Origin of the sequence: Amycolatopsis sp. NBC_00348 (assembly GCF_036114655.1) — a bacterium.
In the GTDB taxonomy this organism is placed as follows: domain Bacteria; phylum Actinomycetota; class Actinomycetes; order Mycobacteriales; family Pseudonocardiaceae; genus Amycolatopsis.
This window is the reverse complement of sequence record NZ_CP107994.1, coordinates 9759061-9774336: the sequence shown is the minus strand read 5'-3', so window position 1 is coordinate 9774336 and position 15276 is coordinate 9759061. Positions and strand designations below refer to the sequence as shown.

Genomic DNA, 15276 nt, shown 5'->3' with positions numbered 1-15276 from the left:
TGTGCCGCTGTCCACCCGTCCCCGCCTGGTCCTGGTCACCGCGGCCGCCGCCGCGCTCACCCTCACCTCCTGCACCGCTCGGGAGGAGACCCCGGCCGCACCGTCGAACGGCGGCGGGCCGGCCGCGTCCGCCTCCTCCGCCGCGCCCTCCGCCGACGGCTGCACGCTGGCGAAGACCGGCTACCCCAAGATCGACCCGAAGACCGCGGTGATCGGCTTCTCGCAGTCCGAAAAGGAGGCCAACCCCTTCCGGATCGCCGAGACGCAGTCCATTCGCGACCAGGCCGCGAAGCTCGGCATCCCTGCCGACAAGCTGCTCGTCACCAACGCCCAGAGCGACCTCAACCGGCAGATCAGCGACATCAAGTCGCTGCTCGACCGGGGTGCGCAGCTGCTGATCGTCGCGCCGCTGAACTCCGACGGCCTCCAGCCGGCGCTCGACGCCGCGAAGGCCAAGAAGGTCCCGGTCGTCACCGTCGACCGCAAGGTGACGTCGGCGCCGTGCACCGACTACCTGACCTTCATCGGCTCCAACTTCGTCGAGCAGGGCAAGCGCGCGGCCGACGCGATGGTGAAGGCGACCGGCGGTAACGGGAAGGTTGCGATCCTGCTCGGCGCGTCGGGCAACAACGTGACGACCGACCGCACCTCGGGCTTCAAGGACGAGCTGGCCAAGACGCCCGGCCTGTCCGTGGTCGCCGAGCAGACCGGCGAGTTCGACCGGTCCAAGGGCCAGGCCGTGATGGAGCAGCTGATCCAGAGCCACCCGGACCTCACCGCCGTCTACGCCGAGAACGACGAGATGGGCATCGGCGCCGTCAACGCGCTCAAGACCGCGGGCAAGGCGCCGGGCAAGGACGTCAAGGTCGTCTCGGTCGACGGCACGCGCAACGCCGTGCAGCTGATCGCCGACGGCAGCTACAACGCCGTCATCGAGTCCAACCCGCGCTTCGGCCAGCTCGCCTTCGACACGCTCCAGAAGTTCGCCGACGGCCAGCCGATCGCGCCGAGCATCGTGATCACCGACGACCAGTACGACGAGACCAACGCGGCGCAGAAGGTCGGGAACGCGTACTGATGACCGCAGCCACCGAAGAGGACGTCGCGATGACGACCGCACCGGTGCTCGAGGTGGCCGGGGTGACCAAACGGTTCCCCGGCACCCTCGCGCTCGACGACGTCAGCTTCCGGCTCGCCCCCGGCGAGGTGCACGCCCTCGTCGGGGAGAACGGCGCCGGCAAGTCGACGCTGATCAAGGTGCTCACCGGCGTCTACCAGCCCGACGAGGGCGAGGTCCGCCACCTCGGCGAGCCGGTGACGTTCAAGCGGCCGATCGAAGCTCAGCGGGCCGGGATCTCCACGATCTACCAGGAGGTCAACCTCGTCCCGCTGATGAGCATCGCCAGCAACGTCTTCCTCGGCCGCGAACCGCGCACCAGAGCGGGGCTCGTCGACTGGTCCAAGATGTACGCCGACGCCCGCGAGCTGCTCAAGGGCTACGGCATCGACGACGACGTCAAGCGCCCGCTGCACACCCTGGGCGTCGGCGCGCAGCAGATGGTCGCCCTCGCCCGCGCGGTGTCGACCGAGGCGAAGGTCGTCATCATGGACGAACCGACGTCGTCGCTCGAACCGCGTGAGGTCGAGACGCTCTTCCAGGTGCTGAACCGGTTGCACGCCGAAGGCATCGCGATCGTCTACGTCAGCCACCGGATGGACGAGCTGTACCGGGTCTGCGACAGCGTCACCGTGCTGCGCGACGGCCGCGTCGTCCACAGTGGACCACTGGCCAAGCTCCCGCGCATCGAGCTGGTGTCCCTGATGCTCGGGCGTGAGATCCGCCAGATCCGCGAAGAAGGCGTCACGGCGTTCGGCGAGGAACACGACGTCGAACGCGAGCCGCTGCTCAAGGCCGAGCACCTGTCCGGCATGCGCCGGCTGCACGACGTCTCGGTCAGCATCCGGCCCGGCGAGGTCGTCGGCCTGGCCGGGCTGCTCGGCTCCGGCCGCAGCGAGACCGCGCGGGCCATCGTCGGCGCGTTCCCGCTCGACGGCGGATCCGTGCTGCTGGCCGGAAAGCCGCTCAAGAAGGGCAAGGTCGCTTCGGCGATGCGCGCGGGCATCGCGCTGCTGGCCGAGGACCGCAAGACCGACGGGATCATCCCGAACCTGTCGGTCCGCGAGAACATCGTGCTCGCCGCGCTCCCGACGCTCTCGCCGTTCGGCCTGGTCAGCAAGGCCAAGCAGGAGAAGGTCGTGAAGATCTTCATGGAGCGCCTGCGGATCAAGGCTTCGAGCCCCGAGCAGAAGGTGTCCGAGCTGTCCGGCGGCAACCAGCAGAAGGTGCTGCTCGCCCGCTGGCTGGCCACCGGCCCGAAGATCCTGCTGCTCGACGAGCCGACACGCGGCATCGACGTCGGCGCGAAGGCCGAGGTCCAGGCGCTGATCGACGAACTCGCGAAGGAAGGCCTCGGCGTGCTGCTCATCTCGTCCGAGCTGGAAGAGCTGATCGACGGCTCGGACCGCGTCGTCGTCCTGCGCGACGGCTCGGTCGTCGGCGAGCTGACCGGCGACGGCATCACCGAGGAAAACGTCCTGGCCGCGATCGCAGCGGAAGGTGACAACGATGTCTAGCGCCACCCTGACCAGGGCACCGGACCGGGCCAAGGTCACCGCCTGGCTGCAGAACTACGGCGTCTACCTGGCCGTCGTCGTGCTGCTGCTGTTCAACGTCTTCTTCACCGAGAACTTCCTGTCCGCGGCCAACTTCCGCACGCAGCTGGTGCAGGCCGCGCCGGTCTGCATCGTCGCGCTCGGCATGGCGCTGGTGATCGGCACCGAGGGCATCGACCTGTCGGTCGGCTCGGTGATGTCGATCGCCGCCGCGCTCATCCCGCTCTACCTCGGCGCCGGGCCGCTGACGGCGGTCATCGTCGCGGTGATCGCGGGCATCCTGTCCGGCCTGTTCAGCGGCTACCTGGTGGCCTACCTGGGGATCCAGCCGATCATCGCGACACTGGCGCTGCTCGTCGGCGGCCGCGGGCTCGCGCTCGTGATCGCGCACGGCCAGCTCGTCCAGCTGCGCAACGAGGACTTCCTGGCGCTGGGCACGGGTGACGTCCTCGGCGTGCCGGTCATGGTCATCGTCGCGGGCGTGCTCGCGGTGCTGGCCGGGTTGCTGGTGCAGCGCACGACGTTCGGCCGCCAGCTGGTCGCCGTCGGCGGCAACCGGACGGCCAGCTCCCTGGCCGGGCTCCCGGTGAAGCGCGTGCTGGTCGGCGTCTACGTCATCTCCGGGGCGCTGGCCGCGGTGGCCGGCGTGCTCGCGACGTCGAGGCTGGGCGCCAGCGACCCGAACGACCTCGGCCTGCTGATGGAGCTGTCCGCGATCACCGCGGTCGTCGTCGGCGGCACGCCGCTGACCGGCGGCCGGGTCCGCGTGCTCGGCACCGTGTTCGGCGCGCTGCTCATGCAGCTGGTGCACGCCACCCTGATCAAGCACAACCTGCCGGACTCGACGGCGCAGATGGTCCAGGCGGCCATCATCGTCGTCGCCGTCTACGTCGCCCGTGAGCGGAGCCGCAAATGACCGCCACCCAGACGACAGCTCGCAACGCCGCGTTCGCCGGGGTCCTGCAGCGCCAGGGCGCGGCCGTCGTGCTCGTGCTCGGCCTCGCCGCCGCGTGGTTCGCGTTCCCGCGCTTCGGGTCCGCGGACAACCTGCGCGACCTCGCGCTGCAGGGCTCGTTCCTCGCGGTGATCGCGCTCGGCATGACGTTCGTGATCATCTCCGGCGGCATCGACCTGTCGGTCGGCTCGAACTACGCGCTCGGCGGCGTGCTCGCCGCGTACGGCGCGCAGTACGGCCTGCTCGTGGCGCTCCTGCTGCCGCTGGTGGTGTGCTCGGCGATCGGCTTCCTCAACGGCGTGCTCATCGCCCGCACCGGGATGGCGCCGTTCATCGTGACGCTGGCGACGCTGCTGTTCGCCCGCGGCCTGCTGCTCGCCATCACCTCCGAAGGCGCGACGACGTTCAAGATCGAGCCCGGCTCGGCGATCCTCTGGCTCGGGCAGGGCACGATCTTCGGCATCGGCGTCCCGGTGTACCTGACGCTCGTCCTCTTCGCGCTCGGCGGCGTGCTGTTGCGGCGCACCGGGTTCGGCCAGTCGGTGTTCGCCATCGGCGGTGCCGAGCAGTCGGCGCTGCTGATGGGCCTGCCGGTGGTCCGCACGAAGATCGCGCTCTACACGCTGAGCGGCGCCCTCGCCGGCTTCGCGGGCATCCTCACCGCCGCGTACCTGCAGTCCGGCGTCACGGTGATCGGCGTCGGCACCGAGCTGGACGCGATCTCGGTCGTCGTCATCGGCGGCACGCTGCTCACCGGCGGCGCCGGGACGATCGTCGGCACGCTCGTCGGCGTGCTGCTGCGGGTGCTGATCCAGAACGTCATCAACCAGGTCGGCACGCTCGACTCCAACTACCAGACGGTGGTGAGCGGGGCCTTCCTGCTCATCGTCGTGGTGATCCAGCGCCTGCTGGCTCGGTCCCGAACCCGCTGAGCTCCCTTCCCCTCACCAGGAGGTCTCAACGATGTTTCGTCCTGCCCTCAGAACCCGCCGATGGCTCACCGCCACCGCCGCGTTCGCCGTCGCGGTGGCCGGTCTCGGCACCGTGCCGGCGGCGGCGAGTGCCGCGGCCGCACCCCAGTGGCAGCGACTGACGCCCCCGCTGTCCACGCCGTGGACGAAGGACGTCTCGCCGGCCAACGCCCTGCCCGACTACCCGCGGCCGCAGCTGACCCGCGACAAGTGGCAGAACCTCAACGGCGTCTGGGAGTTCGCCAAGGCGACCCCGGGTGAGGCCGCGCCGATCGGGAAGACGCTCGGCGAGCGGATCCTCGTGCCGTACCCGGTCGAGTCCGCGCTGTCCGGGATCATGCGCCACGAGACGAACATGTGGTACCGCCGCACCTTCGAGGTGCCCAAGAACTGGCAGGTCGGCAAGGGACAGCGGCTGCAACTGCACTTCCAGGCCGTCGACTACGACGCCACGGTCATCGTCAACGGCAAGACCGTCACCCGCCACACCGGCGGCTACGACTCGTTCGCCGTCGACGTCACCGACGCGCTGACCACGGCCAAGACCCAGGAGATCGTCGTCGGCGTCGCCGACCCGAACGACCAGGGCGGGCAGCCGATCGGCAAGCAGCGCCAGCCCGGCGACGGCATCTTCTACACGCCGTCCTCCGGCATCTGGCAGACCGTCTGGATGGAGCCGGTCGCCTCGGCGCACATCGACCGCCTCGACACCACCCCGGACGCCGCGTCCGGGTCGGTCACGATCAACGCCGTGGTCGGCGGCCCGGTCAAGCAGCGCGTCGAAGCGATCGCCTACGACCACGGCCGCCAGGTCGGGCGCGTCACCGGTGACGCGAACAAGCCGTTGAAGCTCAAGGTGGACCGGCCGCACCTGTGGACGCCGGACGACCCGTTCCTCTACGACCTGAAGGTGCGACTGTCCACAGGGGACGAAGCCGGCTCGTACTTCGGCATCCGGTCGGTCAGCGTCGGCAAGACCGCCGACGGCAAGCAGCGGATGCTGCTCAACGGCAAGTTCGTCATGCAGGTCGGCCCGCTGGACCAGGGTTTCTGGCCGGACGGCATCTACACCGCGCCGACCGACGCGGCCCTGAAGTTCGACCTGCAGCAGGAGAAGGCGCTCGGCTTCAACATGGTGCGCAAGCACATCAAGGTCGAGCCGGACCGCTGGTACTACTTCGCCGACAAGCTCGGGTTGCTGGTGTGGCAGGACATGCCGGCGATGAAGGACGACGTCGAGCCGAGCACCGCGTCGCGCGTCAACTACGAGTCCGAGATGCGGCGGATGATCGACCAGCACCGCAGCTTCCCGTCGATCGTCACGTGGGTGCCGTTCAACGAGGGCTGGGGCGACTACGAGGTCGGCCGGATCGCCGACGAGGTCAAGTCGTGGGACTCCTCGCGGCTGGTCAACGCCGAGTCGGGCGTCAACTGCTGCCGGTCCGAACCGGACAGTGGCGCCGGTGACATCTACGACGACCACACCTACACCGGGCCGGGAACGCCGGTGCAGACCGGCACGCGTGCCGCGGTCGACGGTGAGTACGGCGGGCTCGGCCTGAAGGTCGCCGGGCACGAGTTCGACCCGGCGGGCAGCTTCGCCTACGAGATGGAACCCGACAGCGCGACGCTGACCCGGCGCTACGGCGAGCTGCAGCAGCGCCTGCTGCTGGTCGCCCAGCGGTGCGGCGTCTCGGCCGGCGTCTACACGCAGACCACCGACGTCGAGAAGGAGGTCAACGGCTTCTTCACCTACGACCGGCAGGTGAAGAAGATGGACTTCGCGGCGGTCCGCGCGGCCAACCAGGCGGTCATCAAGGGCGCCACCGGAATGCCGGTGTCCGGGCCTTCGGTGCCGGCGGGCACGCCGGGGATCGACGGCATCGCCGCCTACCCGTTCGACGAGAACACCGGCACCGTGGCCGCGGACGCCGTCGGCGACCACGACGCCACGCTGGTCGGCGGCGCGTCGTGGACCGAGGGCAAGAGCGGTTCGGCACTGGCGGTGAACGGGTCGGGCCAGTACGCCGACACGGGCGCGTCGCTGGTGAACACCGAAGGCAGCTACAGCGCGGCGGCGTGGGTCAAGTTCAACGCCGTGGGTGACGGCTTCCAGACGGTGGTCAGCCAGGACGGCGACAACACCAGCGCGTTCTTCCTGCAGTACTCGGGCGCGGACCACCGGCTGGCGTTCAGCTTCGTGGGCACGCGGGCGTTGGCGCCCACCGCGCCGGAGGCGAACCGCTGGTACCACGTGGTCGGCGTCCGCGACGCGGTTTCGGGCACGCTGAAGCTGTATGTGGACGGCCATCTGGCGGCCACGAAGAGCGTCTGCCTCGGCGACGCTTCGACGGGCCACACGGTGATCGGCCGAGGCAAGTACGGCGGCGGCCCGGTCGACTACCTCGACGGTGCGGTGGACCAGGTGCACGTCTACGACCGGGCGCTGTCCGACGCGGACGTGAGTGCCTTGTACAGCAGCGGAAAGTAGCCGGTTTCGTCCGGAAAGGCCGCATCGGGAAGATCCCGGTGCGGCCTTTCCGCGTTCCCGGGTAACACCATCCGGACCCCCTCGATACGGGACTGAACCGACACTCCAGGGGGAGGCCCGATGGGGTGCCGGGCGTCGTGACCTACACCTACACCTACGGCGGGTCTGCGGTCACCGTCCCCGCCGGACCGGACGGCACGGCGAGCGCGGTCCTGACCCCGCTGACGACCGACACGCAGTACCTCGAGGTGACCAGCACCTTCGCCGACGGCACGGTGTCGGAAACGGCGTACTACTCGTTCTACCCCCGGTCCGCGGCGCCGCCGCTCACCTGTGACGCGAACGGCGGCGCACAGCCGGGCCAGGTGGTCCACTGCACGGTTACGCCGGTGCAACCGGGCCTGGCGTCGTACGGCTACTCCGTCCGGACGTGGAGCACCACCGGACCGGAGGTGGCCGTCCAGCCCGCCGCCGACGGCACGGCGGCCTTCGAGTTCACCGCGCCGGCGCTTCAGGAGCGTGAACTGCTGTCGGTGACGGTCTGGAGCGCCAACGCGGCGGGACAGCGTTCCGACACCTCGTACACCAGCTTCTACGTCACCCCGGATCCGGCGAGCCTGCCGCGCGCGGTGCGGGCGAGCTGAATCCGGGTTTGACCTGGAGTGCGCTCCAGCCCCTAGCGTCGATCCCGACGAGATCGCTGGGGGAAAGGAAACCCGACATGACCGACGAGCGCTTCGAACGTGGCCTGAAGACCCTGACCGAGATCGACGGCGAGGGTGGGCAGCGCGTCATCGACAACCTCGCCGACGTCTCGCCCGCGTTGGCTGAGGCTGTCGTTTCCTGGGGGTTCGGGGAGATCTACTCGCGGCCGGGGCTGGCGCCGCGGGATCGGCAGCTCGTCACGCTCGGCATGCTGACCGCGCTCGGCGGGTGCGAGCCGCAGCTGGACGTGCACGTCAACGCGGCGCTCAACGTCGGGCTGACGCCGGCCGAGATCGTCGAGGCGCTGCTGCACTCCGCCGTCTACTGTGGATTTCCGAAGGCGTTGAACGCGACCTTCGTGGCCAAGAAGGTCTTCGGCGAGCGCGGGCTGCTGCCGGTGGCCGGGGAGTAGGGGTGGGCTCGTGCGGGTGATCCTGTTCGGCGCGACCGGCATGGTCGGGCAAGGCGTGCTGCGCGAATGCCTGCTGGACGAGCAGGTCGAGGCGGTGCTGACCGTGGGCCGGGCCCCGGCCGGCACCACCCACCCGAAGCTCACCGAGAAGGTCGAGAAGGACCTCTTCGCCCTCGAGCCGATCACCGGCTACGACACGTGCTTCTTCTGCCTCGGCCTGTCGTCGGTCGGCGTGGCGGCCGAGGAGTACGAGCGGATCACCTACCAGCTCACCCTTTCGGTCGCGCGGACGCTGCCGGCGGACACCACGTTCGTGTACGTCTCGGGCGCGAGCACCGACAGCACCGAACGCGGCCGGGTGCGCTGGGCCCGCGTCAAGGGCGCGACCGAGAACGCGCTGGCCAAGCTGCCGCTGCGGACGTTCTTCTTCCGCCCCGGCTACATCCAGCCGCGGCACGGGATCACGTCGAAGACCCCGCTGTACCGGACGATCTACCGCGTGGCGGCGCCGCTGTACCCGGTGCTGAGCCGGCTGGCGCCGCGGGTGGTGACGACCACCGAGGACATCGGCCGCGCGATGCTGGAGGTCGCGGCCCACGGCTACGAGCGGCAGATCCTGGAGAACCCCGACATCAACGCGGCCGCCGGACGCGCGAGCTGAGCCGTCACCGGCCCCGCGCGACCAGCCCCGCGAGCAGGTTCGCCAGGCCCTCGGCCAGCGCCGTCGTGAAGAGCTCCCCGGCCGGCGGGCCGCCCAGCTCGGCGGTCACCGCCGCGACGGCGTCGGTCGGGTTGGCGTAGGGCCACAGGCCCGACACCACCACGACCACCGCCCCGGCGAAGTGCGCCGCGCCCTCGGCCGTCAGCTCGGGGACCCGCTTCCGGACCAGCTCGCCGAGCCGTTCGGTGTTCGCGGCCGCGCGGCGCTTGAAGCCGCGGGCGAACTCGAGCGAGATGTTGCGTTCCAGGACCGACCCCATCGAGCTGATCAGGTCGCACAGCAGCGGACGCCCGGCCAGCGACGTCGCGAGCGTCCCGGCGAGACGTTCTTCGCGGGCGAAGCCGGGTTCGTCCGGGCCGGGGTCGGCGAGGGTCGCTTCCAGGTCGTCGAGCCAGTCCGTCCAGGTGGCGTCGAGGACCTCGAGGAAGATCGCCTCACGGCTGTCGAAGTAGCGCAGGACGTTGGACTTCGCGAGCCCGACCCGGCAGCTGAGCTCCCGCAGGCTGATCTCGGCGACCGGCCGCTCGGCGAGCAGCTCGCGCGCGGCGGCGAGGATCGCGGTGCGGCGCGCCTCGATCTGCTCGGGCCGCCGGGCGCGCTGGAATCCGCCGCTCATGGGGCCGAGGTTACCGTCCGGGCGGGCCGCGCTGAACGATCGTTCAACTAGAATCGGGGCCATGGCCACCCGGGACCCCGCCGCGAAGCGCCGTCAGCTGCTCGAAGCCGCGCTGGCGGAGTTCGCCGCGCACGGCATCGCCGGCGCCCGGATGGACCGGATCGCGACGCGCGCGAAGTGCAGCGCGGGCCTCGTCTACACCTACTTCGGCAGCAAGGACGACCTGTTCGACGCGGTTTTCGACACGATCGTCGAGCGCACCCTCGCCGAGACGCCGATCACCGCCGACGACCTGCCCGGGTACGCCGGCCGGCTGTTCGACAACTACGTCGCCTACCCCGAAGTGACGCGGATCTCCGCCTGGTACCGCCTCGAGCGCGCCGGCACGGGCCGCACGATCCAGGCGATCGCGGACTCGGCCAAGGGCAAGGTCGAGGCCGTCCGCGCGGCCCAGAAGGCGGGCACGGTCTCGGACCGCTTCGAGCCGGAACAGCTGCTGATGATGGTGCTGACGCTGGCGGCGATGTGGTCGGCTCAGACGGTCGAGATGATCGCCACGGCCCCCGACGACGAGGCCTACCGCCGTGCGACGGTCACCGAAGCGGTCCGCAAGCTGATCAGCTGACCCCGCGTCAGAGCGGCACTTTCACGTGAAAGTGCCGGTCCTGATCAGCTGACCGCCTTCTCCTCCCGGCGGGACTTCACCCGGCGGTAGCTCCAGATCAGCAGCGCGAACAGGATCACCGACGACAGGATCAGGCTCGATCCGGTGCTCCAGCCGCTGAACGGCAGGGACTTCACCGTGCCCCAGACGATGCCCGCCGCCAGCAGGGCGAGCCCGGCCAGCACCGAGCCGGCGATCCGCAGGGGTGACGAGACGCTCTCCTCGGCCGCCTTCATCGCGCGGTCGCGGACCGGGTCGACGTACCGCTCCAGCTTCGGGAATTCCGACGCGAGCAGCAGCAGCCCGGCGAGCACCAGCAGCAGGCCGGGCCCCGGCAGGACCAGCAGCAGCACGCCGACCACCAGCAGGATCCCGCCCGCCACCGTGATCATGACGCGCTTGGCCTGTTTACCGATCCCCACTCGGCCACTCCCCTCGTTCCGTCCGATTCTTCCCGGTTGTGCCGTCGCGTGCCACTCGCGAGTACCCGGATCCGCGCCGCGGACACCACGAACGCGCAGAGCGTGGCCGCGGCGAGCCAGCTCACGACGCCCGGCCAGACGTACAGGAGCTGCCCGAACGTGCCCCGCCGGCCGGCGAACACGACGCTCATCAGCTGCGGCAGCAGCGCCAGGACCACCGCCGGCAGCAGGCTCGGCAGCAGCCGGAGCCCGGCCCGCCACCACGACGTCCGGCGCGCCGCCCACCGCCGCGCGTGGCGGACGCCGAGCACGGCGAGCACCACCGAGAGCAGGATCAGCCCGGCGAGCACCCGGTCCGCGACGACGCCGGCGGGCAGCGCGAGCTCCGGCGTCCCGCCCTGCACGAGCGTCGCGAGGCCCTGCGCCAGCGAGTCGGCGTCGTTGTCCAGGGCCAGCCCGGTGGTGGCGAGCACCGTGACGCCGTAGCCGCCGGGCAGCAGGATCTGGGCGGCGGTGTGGCCGAACCACTCGCCGTTGTGGGACGGCTGTCCCGGCCGGTAGGCACCCCAGCCGAACGCGTAGTCGCGCCCGGGCGCCGGGGTGTGCGCGAGCGCGGCCGACGCCGGCGAGAGCACGCCGCCGCCGTCCCGCTGCGCGATCAGCCACCGCGTCAGGTCGGTCGCGGTGCTCAGCACGCCGTGGCTGCCGCCGGTGAACCAGTCCGGCTCACCGACCGGGACGGCGAAGCCGAACGCCCGCACGTACCCCGGCGAGAGGCCGGCCGGCGGACTGTCCACAGTGGAGCTGGAGGTCATGCCGAGCGGCGCGAACAGCCGCGTCCGCAGGTAGTCGGCGAACGGCTGACCGGCGACGACCTCGACGATCCGGGCAACCACCTCGTAGTTCGGGTTGTGGTAATGGAACTTCGCGCCCGGCTCGTCGGCCAGGCCCGCGTCCCGCAGCCGGGAGACGGCTTCGGCGAGGGTGTGCGGCTGCGGCAGCGTCAGGTCGGGGAACGCCGAGTCGGCCATCCCGGACGTCTGGTCGAGCAGCATCCGCACGGTGATCCGGGCACCGCGCGGGTCGACGAGCCGGAACTCCGGCAGGTAGCGCGTGACCGGCTGATCGAGCCCGACGCGGCCGGCGTCGGCGAGCCGGAGCACGGCGAACGCCGTCATCGACTTGCTCAGCGACGCGATCGGCAGCCGGGTCGACGCGGTGATCGGCGCGCCCGCCGCGTCGTGGCCGTAGCCGGCGACACGCACGACGTCGGCGCCGTGCGTGACGGCGACCGCGGCGCCGGGCAGGCCGGTGTGGTCGAGGTAGGCGCGGACGTAATCGTCGATGCCCTCCCGGGCGGGAGCGGCCGAAGCCGGGGTCGCCAGCAGGAAGAAGAACGCGCCGAGCAGCGCGAAAAGCCTGGTCATGGCCCAAAAGTAGGCAGCGGACCCTCCCGCCGTCGGCTGCCGGACGGCGCGAGCCACCCCCTACTTTCGGCACCTCCTTGACGGCGCCCCCGCGAGTTCTTATATTCAACACATCGGTTGATAAACAGATTGGTTGATAAAGATGGCGGTTGACGACGAGACACTGGATCGGGCGTTCACCGCGCTCGGCGACCCCGTGCGCCGCGCGCTGATCGCCCGGCTCTCCCGCGGCGAGGCGACGGTCAACGAGCTGGCCGAGCCCTTCGCGATCACCAAGCAGGCGATCTCCCGGCACCTGCAGGTGCTGGAGCACGCCGGGCTGATCAGCCGCGGCCGCGACGGCCAGCGGCGGCCGTGCCGGCTCGTCCCGGCCGCCCTCGAAGAGCTGACCGGCTGGATCGACACCTACCGGCTGGCCACCGAACGCAGTTACCGGCGGCTCGACGCCGTCCTGGAAACCTTGGAGGAAAACGGATGAGCACCACCATCACCGCCCAGCCCGGCACCCCGTTCATCGACGTCACCCGCGAGGTCGCGGCGGCACCGGAGAAGGTGCTGCGGGCCTACACCGACCCGGACCTGATCGTGCGCTGGCTGGGCCCGCACGGCATGGAGATGGAACTGCTGGAGCTGGACGCGCGGTCCGGCGGCGGTTACCACTACGTCCACCGCGACGAACGCGGCGAGTACCGCTTCCGCGGCGTCTACCACACGGTGAGCGCCGGGAAGATCATCCAGACCTTCGAGTTCGAGGGCGCGCCGGGTGACGTCTGCCTCGAGACGATCACCTTCACCGGCCTCGGCGACGGTCGTACCCGGATCGACGGCCACTCGGTGTTCCCGTCGGTCGAAGCCCGCGACGCGGCCGTCGAAAGCGGCATGGAGGCCGGCATCACCGACTCGTACGAACGCCTCGACACGCTGCTCGAGAAGGACGCCTGATGACCGTCGCGGCGAGCTTCTGCATGTCGCTGGACGGGTTCGTCGCGCGGCCCGACAACTCCGTCGGGCCGCTGTTCGACTGGTACTCAGCCGGCGACGTCGAGGTGCCGATGGTCGGCTACCCGATGACGTTCCGCGTCGCCGAGGCGAGCGCGGGCTACCTCCGGCGGCAGCTGGCTCAGGCCGAGCACAGCGCGTTCGTGTGCGGCCGCACGGTGTTCGACCACACGCACGGCTGGGGCGGCCGCCCGCCCGGCGGCGGCACGGCGTTCGTCGTCACCCACCGCCCACCGCCCGCGGACTGGCCCGCGGAGAACCTCGCGCCGTTCACGTTCTGCCCGGACGTCGAGACGGCGATCGAGCGGGCGAAGGCCGCGGGTGACGGCAACGTCGGCGTCTCCGGGCCGGCCATCGCCCGCCAGTGCCTCACCCTCGGCCTGCTGGACGAGCTGGCGATCGACCTCGTGCCGGTGTTCCTCGGCGAGGGCGTGCGCTACTTCGAGAACCTCGGCGCCGGCGGAGCCGAGCTGGACCGGGTCGAGGTCGTCGAGGGCGAAGGCGTCACCCACCTGCGTTACCGGCTGCGCTACCGGTCCTGAGTGGACGCCAGCAGCTGGTCGAAGGGCACGAAGGACGGCGTCTCGGGCACGACCGGGCGGCCCGCGGCGAGGGTCGCCAGCTCGCCGCCCGCCCGCTCGATCCGCCGTTGCAGCGCGCCTTCACCACTGCCCCAGTCCGACGACGCCGCGTAGACGCCCGTCGCGACCGGGTCCGCCTTCAGGTACCCGAACAGCGGCCGCAGCTGGTAGTCGAGCACCAGCGAGTGCCGCTCGGTGCCACCGGTCGCGCCGAGCAGGACCGGCTTGCCCACCAGCGACTCCGCGTCCAGGACGTCGAAGAACGACTTGAACAGGCCGCTGTAGCCGGCGGTGAACACCGGCGTGACGGCGATCAGCGCGTCCGCCCCGGTGACCGTCTCGATCGCCTGGCGCAGATCCGGGCTCGGGAAGCCGGTGAGCAGGTTCTTCGTGACGTCCAGCGCGATGTCGCGCAGCTCGACGACGTTCACCTCGACCGGCGACCCGGCCGCGACCCCGTTGATGGTCGCCGCGGCCAGCCGGTCGGCCAGCAACCGGGTCGAGGACGGCACGGACAGGCCGGCCGTCACCACCGCGAGCTTCACGCCTGGCTCCCGACGAGCGCCGCGTCCTTCGAGGCCTTCAGGGATTCGTGCGTCGGCGCGTCCGGCACGTGCGCCGGGCGCATCGCGTCGAGTTCCTTGCGCAGCACCGGGACCACGTGCTCACCGAGCAGGTCGAGCTGCTCGAGGACGACCTTCAGCGGCAGGCCGGCGTGGTCCATCAGGAACAGCTGGCGCTGGTAGTCGCCGAAGTGCTCGCGGAAGGTCAGCGTCTTGTCGATGACTTCTTGGGGGCTGCCGACGGTCAGCGGCGTCTGGTCGGTGAACTCCTCCAGCGTCGGGCCGTGCCCGTACACCGGGGCGTTGTCGAAGTACGGCCGGAACTCGGTCCACGCGTCCTGCGACTTCGGCCGGATGAACGCCTGGCCGCCGAGCCCGACGATGGCCTGGTCCGCGCTCCCGTGGCCGTAGTGCTCGAAGCGCTGGCGGTAGAAGGCGATGAGCTGCTGGAAGTGCTCCTTCGGCCAGAAGATGTGGTTCGCGAAGAAGCCGTCACCGTAGTAGGCGGCCTGCTCGGCGATCTCCGGGCTGCGGATGGAGCCGTGCCAGACGAACGGCGGGACGTCGTCGAGCGGCCGCGGCGTGGCGGTGAAGCCCTGCAGCGGCGTGCGGAACTTGCCCTCCCAGTCGACGACGTCCTCGCGCCAGAGCCGGCGCAGCAGCGCGTACTTCTCGATGGCGAGCGGGATGCCCTGGCGGATGTCCTCGCCGAACCACGGGTAGACCGGGCCGGTGTTGCCGCGGCCCATCATCAGGTCGACGCGGCCGTCGGCGAGGTGCTGCAGCATCGCGAAGTCCTCGGCGATCTTCACCGGGTCGTTCGTGGTGATCAGCGTCGTCGACGTCGAAAGGACCAGCTTCGACGTCTGCGCGGCGATGTGGCCGAGCATCGTCGTGGGCGAAGAGGGCACGAAGGGCGGGTTGTGGTGCTCACCCGTCGCGAAGACGTCGAGACCGACTTCTTCGGCCTTGAGCGCGATGCGGACCATCGCCTTGATCCGCTCGTGCTCGGTCGGCGTGGTGCCGGTCGTGGGGTCCGTCGTGACGTCGCCCACCGTGAAGATTCCGAACTGCAT

At 70.7% G+C, this 15276-nt stretch carries 17 protein-coding genes; 12 read left to right on the top strand and 5 right to left on the bottom strand.

The window, feature by feature from the left end; all coding sequences use genetic code 11:
* Position 1: 1 nt before the first annotated feature.
* The 8 genes from OHS58_RS44150 (at position 2) to OHS58_RS44115 (ending at position 8868) form a co-directional block, all read left to right on the top strand.
* Positions 2–1078 (top strand): ABC transporter substrate-binding protein, encoded by a 1077-nt coding sequence (locus OHS58_RS44150; RefSeq protein WP_328646227.1) that lies wholly within the window; start codon positions 2–4, stop codon positions 1076–1078.
* Complete coding sequence (locus OHS58_RS44145; RefSeq protein ID WP_326955696.1) at positions 1078–2634, top strand: sugar ABC transporter ATP-binding protein; 1557 nt, start codon at positions 1078–1080, stop codon at positions 2632–2634. The genes OHS58_RS44150 and OHS58_RS44145 overlap by 1 nt, the downstream gene beginning before the upstream one ends.
* Positions 2627–3589, top strand: a complete 963-nt coding sequence (locus OHS58_RS44140) for an ABC transporter permease (protein ID WP_326946514.1) — start codon at positions 2627–2629, stop codon at positions 3587–3589. Before OHS58_RS44145 ends, OHS58_RS44140 begins: the two co-directional genes overlap by 8 nt.
* Positions 3586–4560 (top strand): ABC transporter permease, encoded by a 975-nt coding sequence (locus OHS58_RS44135; RefSeq protein WP_328646226.1) that lies wholly within the window; start codon positions 3586–3588, stop codon positions 4558–4560. Before OHS58_RS44140 ends, OHS58_RS44135 begins: the two co-directional genes overlap by 4 nt.
* Positions 4561–4591: 31 nt before the next feature.
* Positions 4592–7090, top strand: a complete 2499-nt coding sequence (locus OHS58_RS44130) for a LamG-like jellyroll fold domain-containing protein (RefSeq protein WP_328646225.1) — start codon at positions 4592–4594, stop codon at positions 7088–7090.
* A 125-nt stretch (positions 7091–7215) separates the two neighbouring features.
* A complete protein-coding gene (locus OHS58_RS44125) occupies positions 7216–7734 on the top strand; it encodes a hypothetical protein (RefSeq protein ID WP_328646224.1) in 519 nt (172 codons plus the stop codon).
* A gap of 77 nt (positions 7735–7811) precedes the next feature.
* Positions 7812–8207, top strand: a complete 396-nt coding sequence (locus tag OHS58_RS44120) for a carboxymuconolactone decarboxylase family protein (RefSeq protein WP_326955699.1) — start codon at positions 7812–7814, stop codon at positions 8205–8207.
* 10 nt (positions 8208–8217) lie between these two features.
* Positions 8218–8868, top strand: a complete 651-nt coding sequence (locus tag OHS58_RS44115) for an epimerase (protein WP_328646223.1) — start codon at positions 8218–8220, stop codon at positions 8866–8868.
* 4 nt (positions 8869–8872) lie between these two features.
* Here the strand turns inward: OHS58_RS44115 and OHS58_RS44110 are convergent, their stop codons facing one another.
* Positions 8873–9544: a TetR/AcrR family transcriptional regulator gene (locus tag OHS58_RS44110; RefSeq protein WP_328646222.1), complete on the bottom strand. Its 672-nt coding sequence runs from the start codon at positions 9542–9544 to the stop codon at positions 8873–8875.
* Positions 9545–9605: 61 nt separating this feature from the next.
* On the opposite strand from OHS58_RS44110, the gene OHS58_RS44105 reads away from it, so the two are divergent.
* On the top strand, positions 9606–10169 hold the full coding sequence (locus tag OHS58_RS44105) for a TetR family transcriptional regulator (RefSeq protein WP_326946508.1): 564 nt from the start codon (positions 9606–9608) through the stop codon (positions 10167–10169).
* Positions 10170–10213: 44 nt separating this feature from the next.
* Here OHS58_RS44105 and OHS58_RS44100 read toward each other — a convergent pair whose 3' ends face one another.
* Both OHS58_RS44100 and OHS58_RS44095 read right to left on the bottom strand, forming a co-directional pair.
* Positions 10214–10630, bottom strand: coding sequence for a PGPGW domain-containing protein (locus OHS58_RS44100; RefSeq protein ID WP_326946507.1), 417 nt, complete (start codon positions 10628–10630; stop codon positions 10214–10216).
* Positions 10597–12057: a serine hydrolase domain-containing protein gene (locus tag OHS58_RS44095; protein ID WP_328646221.1), complete on the bottom strand. Its 1461-nt coding sequence runs from the start codon at positions 12055–12057 to the stop codon at positions 10597–10599. The genes OHS58_RS44100 and OHS58_RS44095 overlap by 34 nt, the downstream gene beginning before the upstream one ends.
* 142 nt (positions 12058–12199) lie before the next feature.
* Between OHS58_RS44095 and OHS58_RS44090 the strand changes: the two genes are divergently transcribed.
* Genes OHS58_RS44090 through OHS58_RS44080 form a run of 3 tightly spaced genes read left to right on the top strand, consistent with a single transcriptional unit; the run spans position 12200 to position 13598 of the window.
* Complete coding sequence (locus OHS58_RS44090; protein WP_328444466.1) at positions 12200–12535, top strand: ArsR/SmtB family transcription factor; 336 nt, start codon at positions 12200–12202, stop codon at positions 12533–12535.
* Complete coding sequence (locus tag OHS58_RS44085) at positions 12532–12999, top strand: SRPBCC family protein (protein ID WP_328646220.1); 468 nt, start codon at positions 12532–12534, stop codon at positions 12997–12999. The genes OHS58_RS44090 and OHS58_RS44085 overlap by 4 nt, the downstream gene beginning before the upstream one ends.
* Positions 12999–13598, top strand: a complete 600-nt coding sequence (locus tag OHS58_RS44080) for a dihydrofolate reductase family protein (RefSeq protein WP_328646219.1) — start codon at positions 12999–13001, stop codon at positions 13596–13598. Before OHS58_RS44085 ends, OHS58_RS44080 begins: the two co-directional genes overlap by 1 nt.
* On the opposite strand, the gene OHS58_RS44075 is transcribed toward OHS58_RS44080, so the two are convergent.
* Together OHS58_RS44075 and OHS58_RS44070 are read right to left on the bottom strand one after the other, a co-directional pair.
* Positions 13586–14182, bottom strand: a complete 597-nt coding sequence (locus OHS58_RS44075; protein WP_328646218.1) for an FMN reductase — start codon at positions 14180–14182, stop codon at positions 13586–13588. The genes OHS58_RS44080 and OHS58_RS44075 overlap by 13 nt on opposite strands.
* Positions 14179–15276 (bottom strand): LLM class flavin-dependent oxidoreductase, encoded by a 1098-nt coding sequence (locus OHS58_RS44070; protein WP_247061372.1) that lies wholly within the window; start codon positions 15274–15276, stop codon positions 14179–14181. The genes OHS58_RS44075 and OHS58_RS44070 overlap by 4 nt, the downstream gene beginning before the upstream one ends.

Bases quoted from the DNA above. Each gene is read 5' to 3' on its own strand.
- OHS58_RS44145 (WP_326955696.1), top strand. From the start codon at position 1,078: ATGACCGCAGCCACCGAAGAGGACGTCGCGATGACGACCGCACCGGTG.
- OHS58_RS44140 (WP_326946514.1), top strand. From the start codon at position 2,627: ATGTCTAGCGCCACCCTGACCAGGGCACCGGACCGGGCCAAGGTCACC.
- OHS58_RS44135 (WP_328646226.1), top strand. From the start codon at position 3,586: ATGACCGCCACCCAGACGACAGCTCGCAACGCCGCGTTCGCCGGGGTC.
- OHS58_RS44130 (WP_328646225.1), top strand. From the start codon at position 4,592: ATGTTTCGTCCTGCCCTCAGAACCCGCCGATGGCTCACCGCCACCGCC.
- OHS58_RS44120 (WP_326955699.1), top strand. From the start codon at position 7,812: ATGACCGACGAGCGCTTCGAACGTGGCCTGAAGACCCTGACCGAGATC.
- OHS58_RS44110 (WP_328646222.1), bottom strand. From the start codon at position 9,544: ATGAGCGGCGGATTCCAGCGCGCCCGGCGGCCCGAGCAGATCGAGGCG.
- OHS58_RS44105 (WP_326946508.1), top strand. From the start codon at position 9,606: ATGGCCACCCGGGACCCCGCCGCGAAGCGCCGTCAGCTGCTCGAAGCC.
- OHS58_RS44095 (WP_328646221.1), bottom strand. From the start codon at position 12,057: ATGACCAGGCTTTTCGCGCTGCTCGGCGCGTTCTTCTTCCTGCTGGCG.
- OHS58_RS44090 (WP_328444466.1), top strand. From the start codon at position 12,200: ATGGCGGTTGACGACGAGACACTGGATCGGGCGTTCACCGCGCTCGGC.
- OHS58_RS44085 (WP_328646220.1), top strand. From the start codon at position 12,532: ATGAGCACCACCATCACCGCCCAGCCCGGCACCCCGTTCATCGACGTC.
- OHS58_RS44080 (WP_328646219.1), top strand. From the start codon at position 12,999: ATGACCGTCGCGGCGAGCTTCTGCATGTCGCTGGACGGGTTCGTCGCG.
- OHS58_RS44070 (WP_247061372.1), bottom strand. From the start codon at position 15,276: ATGCAGTTCGGAATCTTCACGGTGGGCGACGTCACGACGGACCCCACG.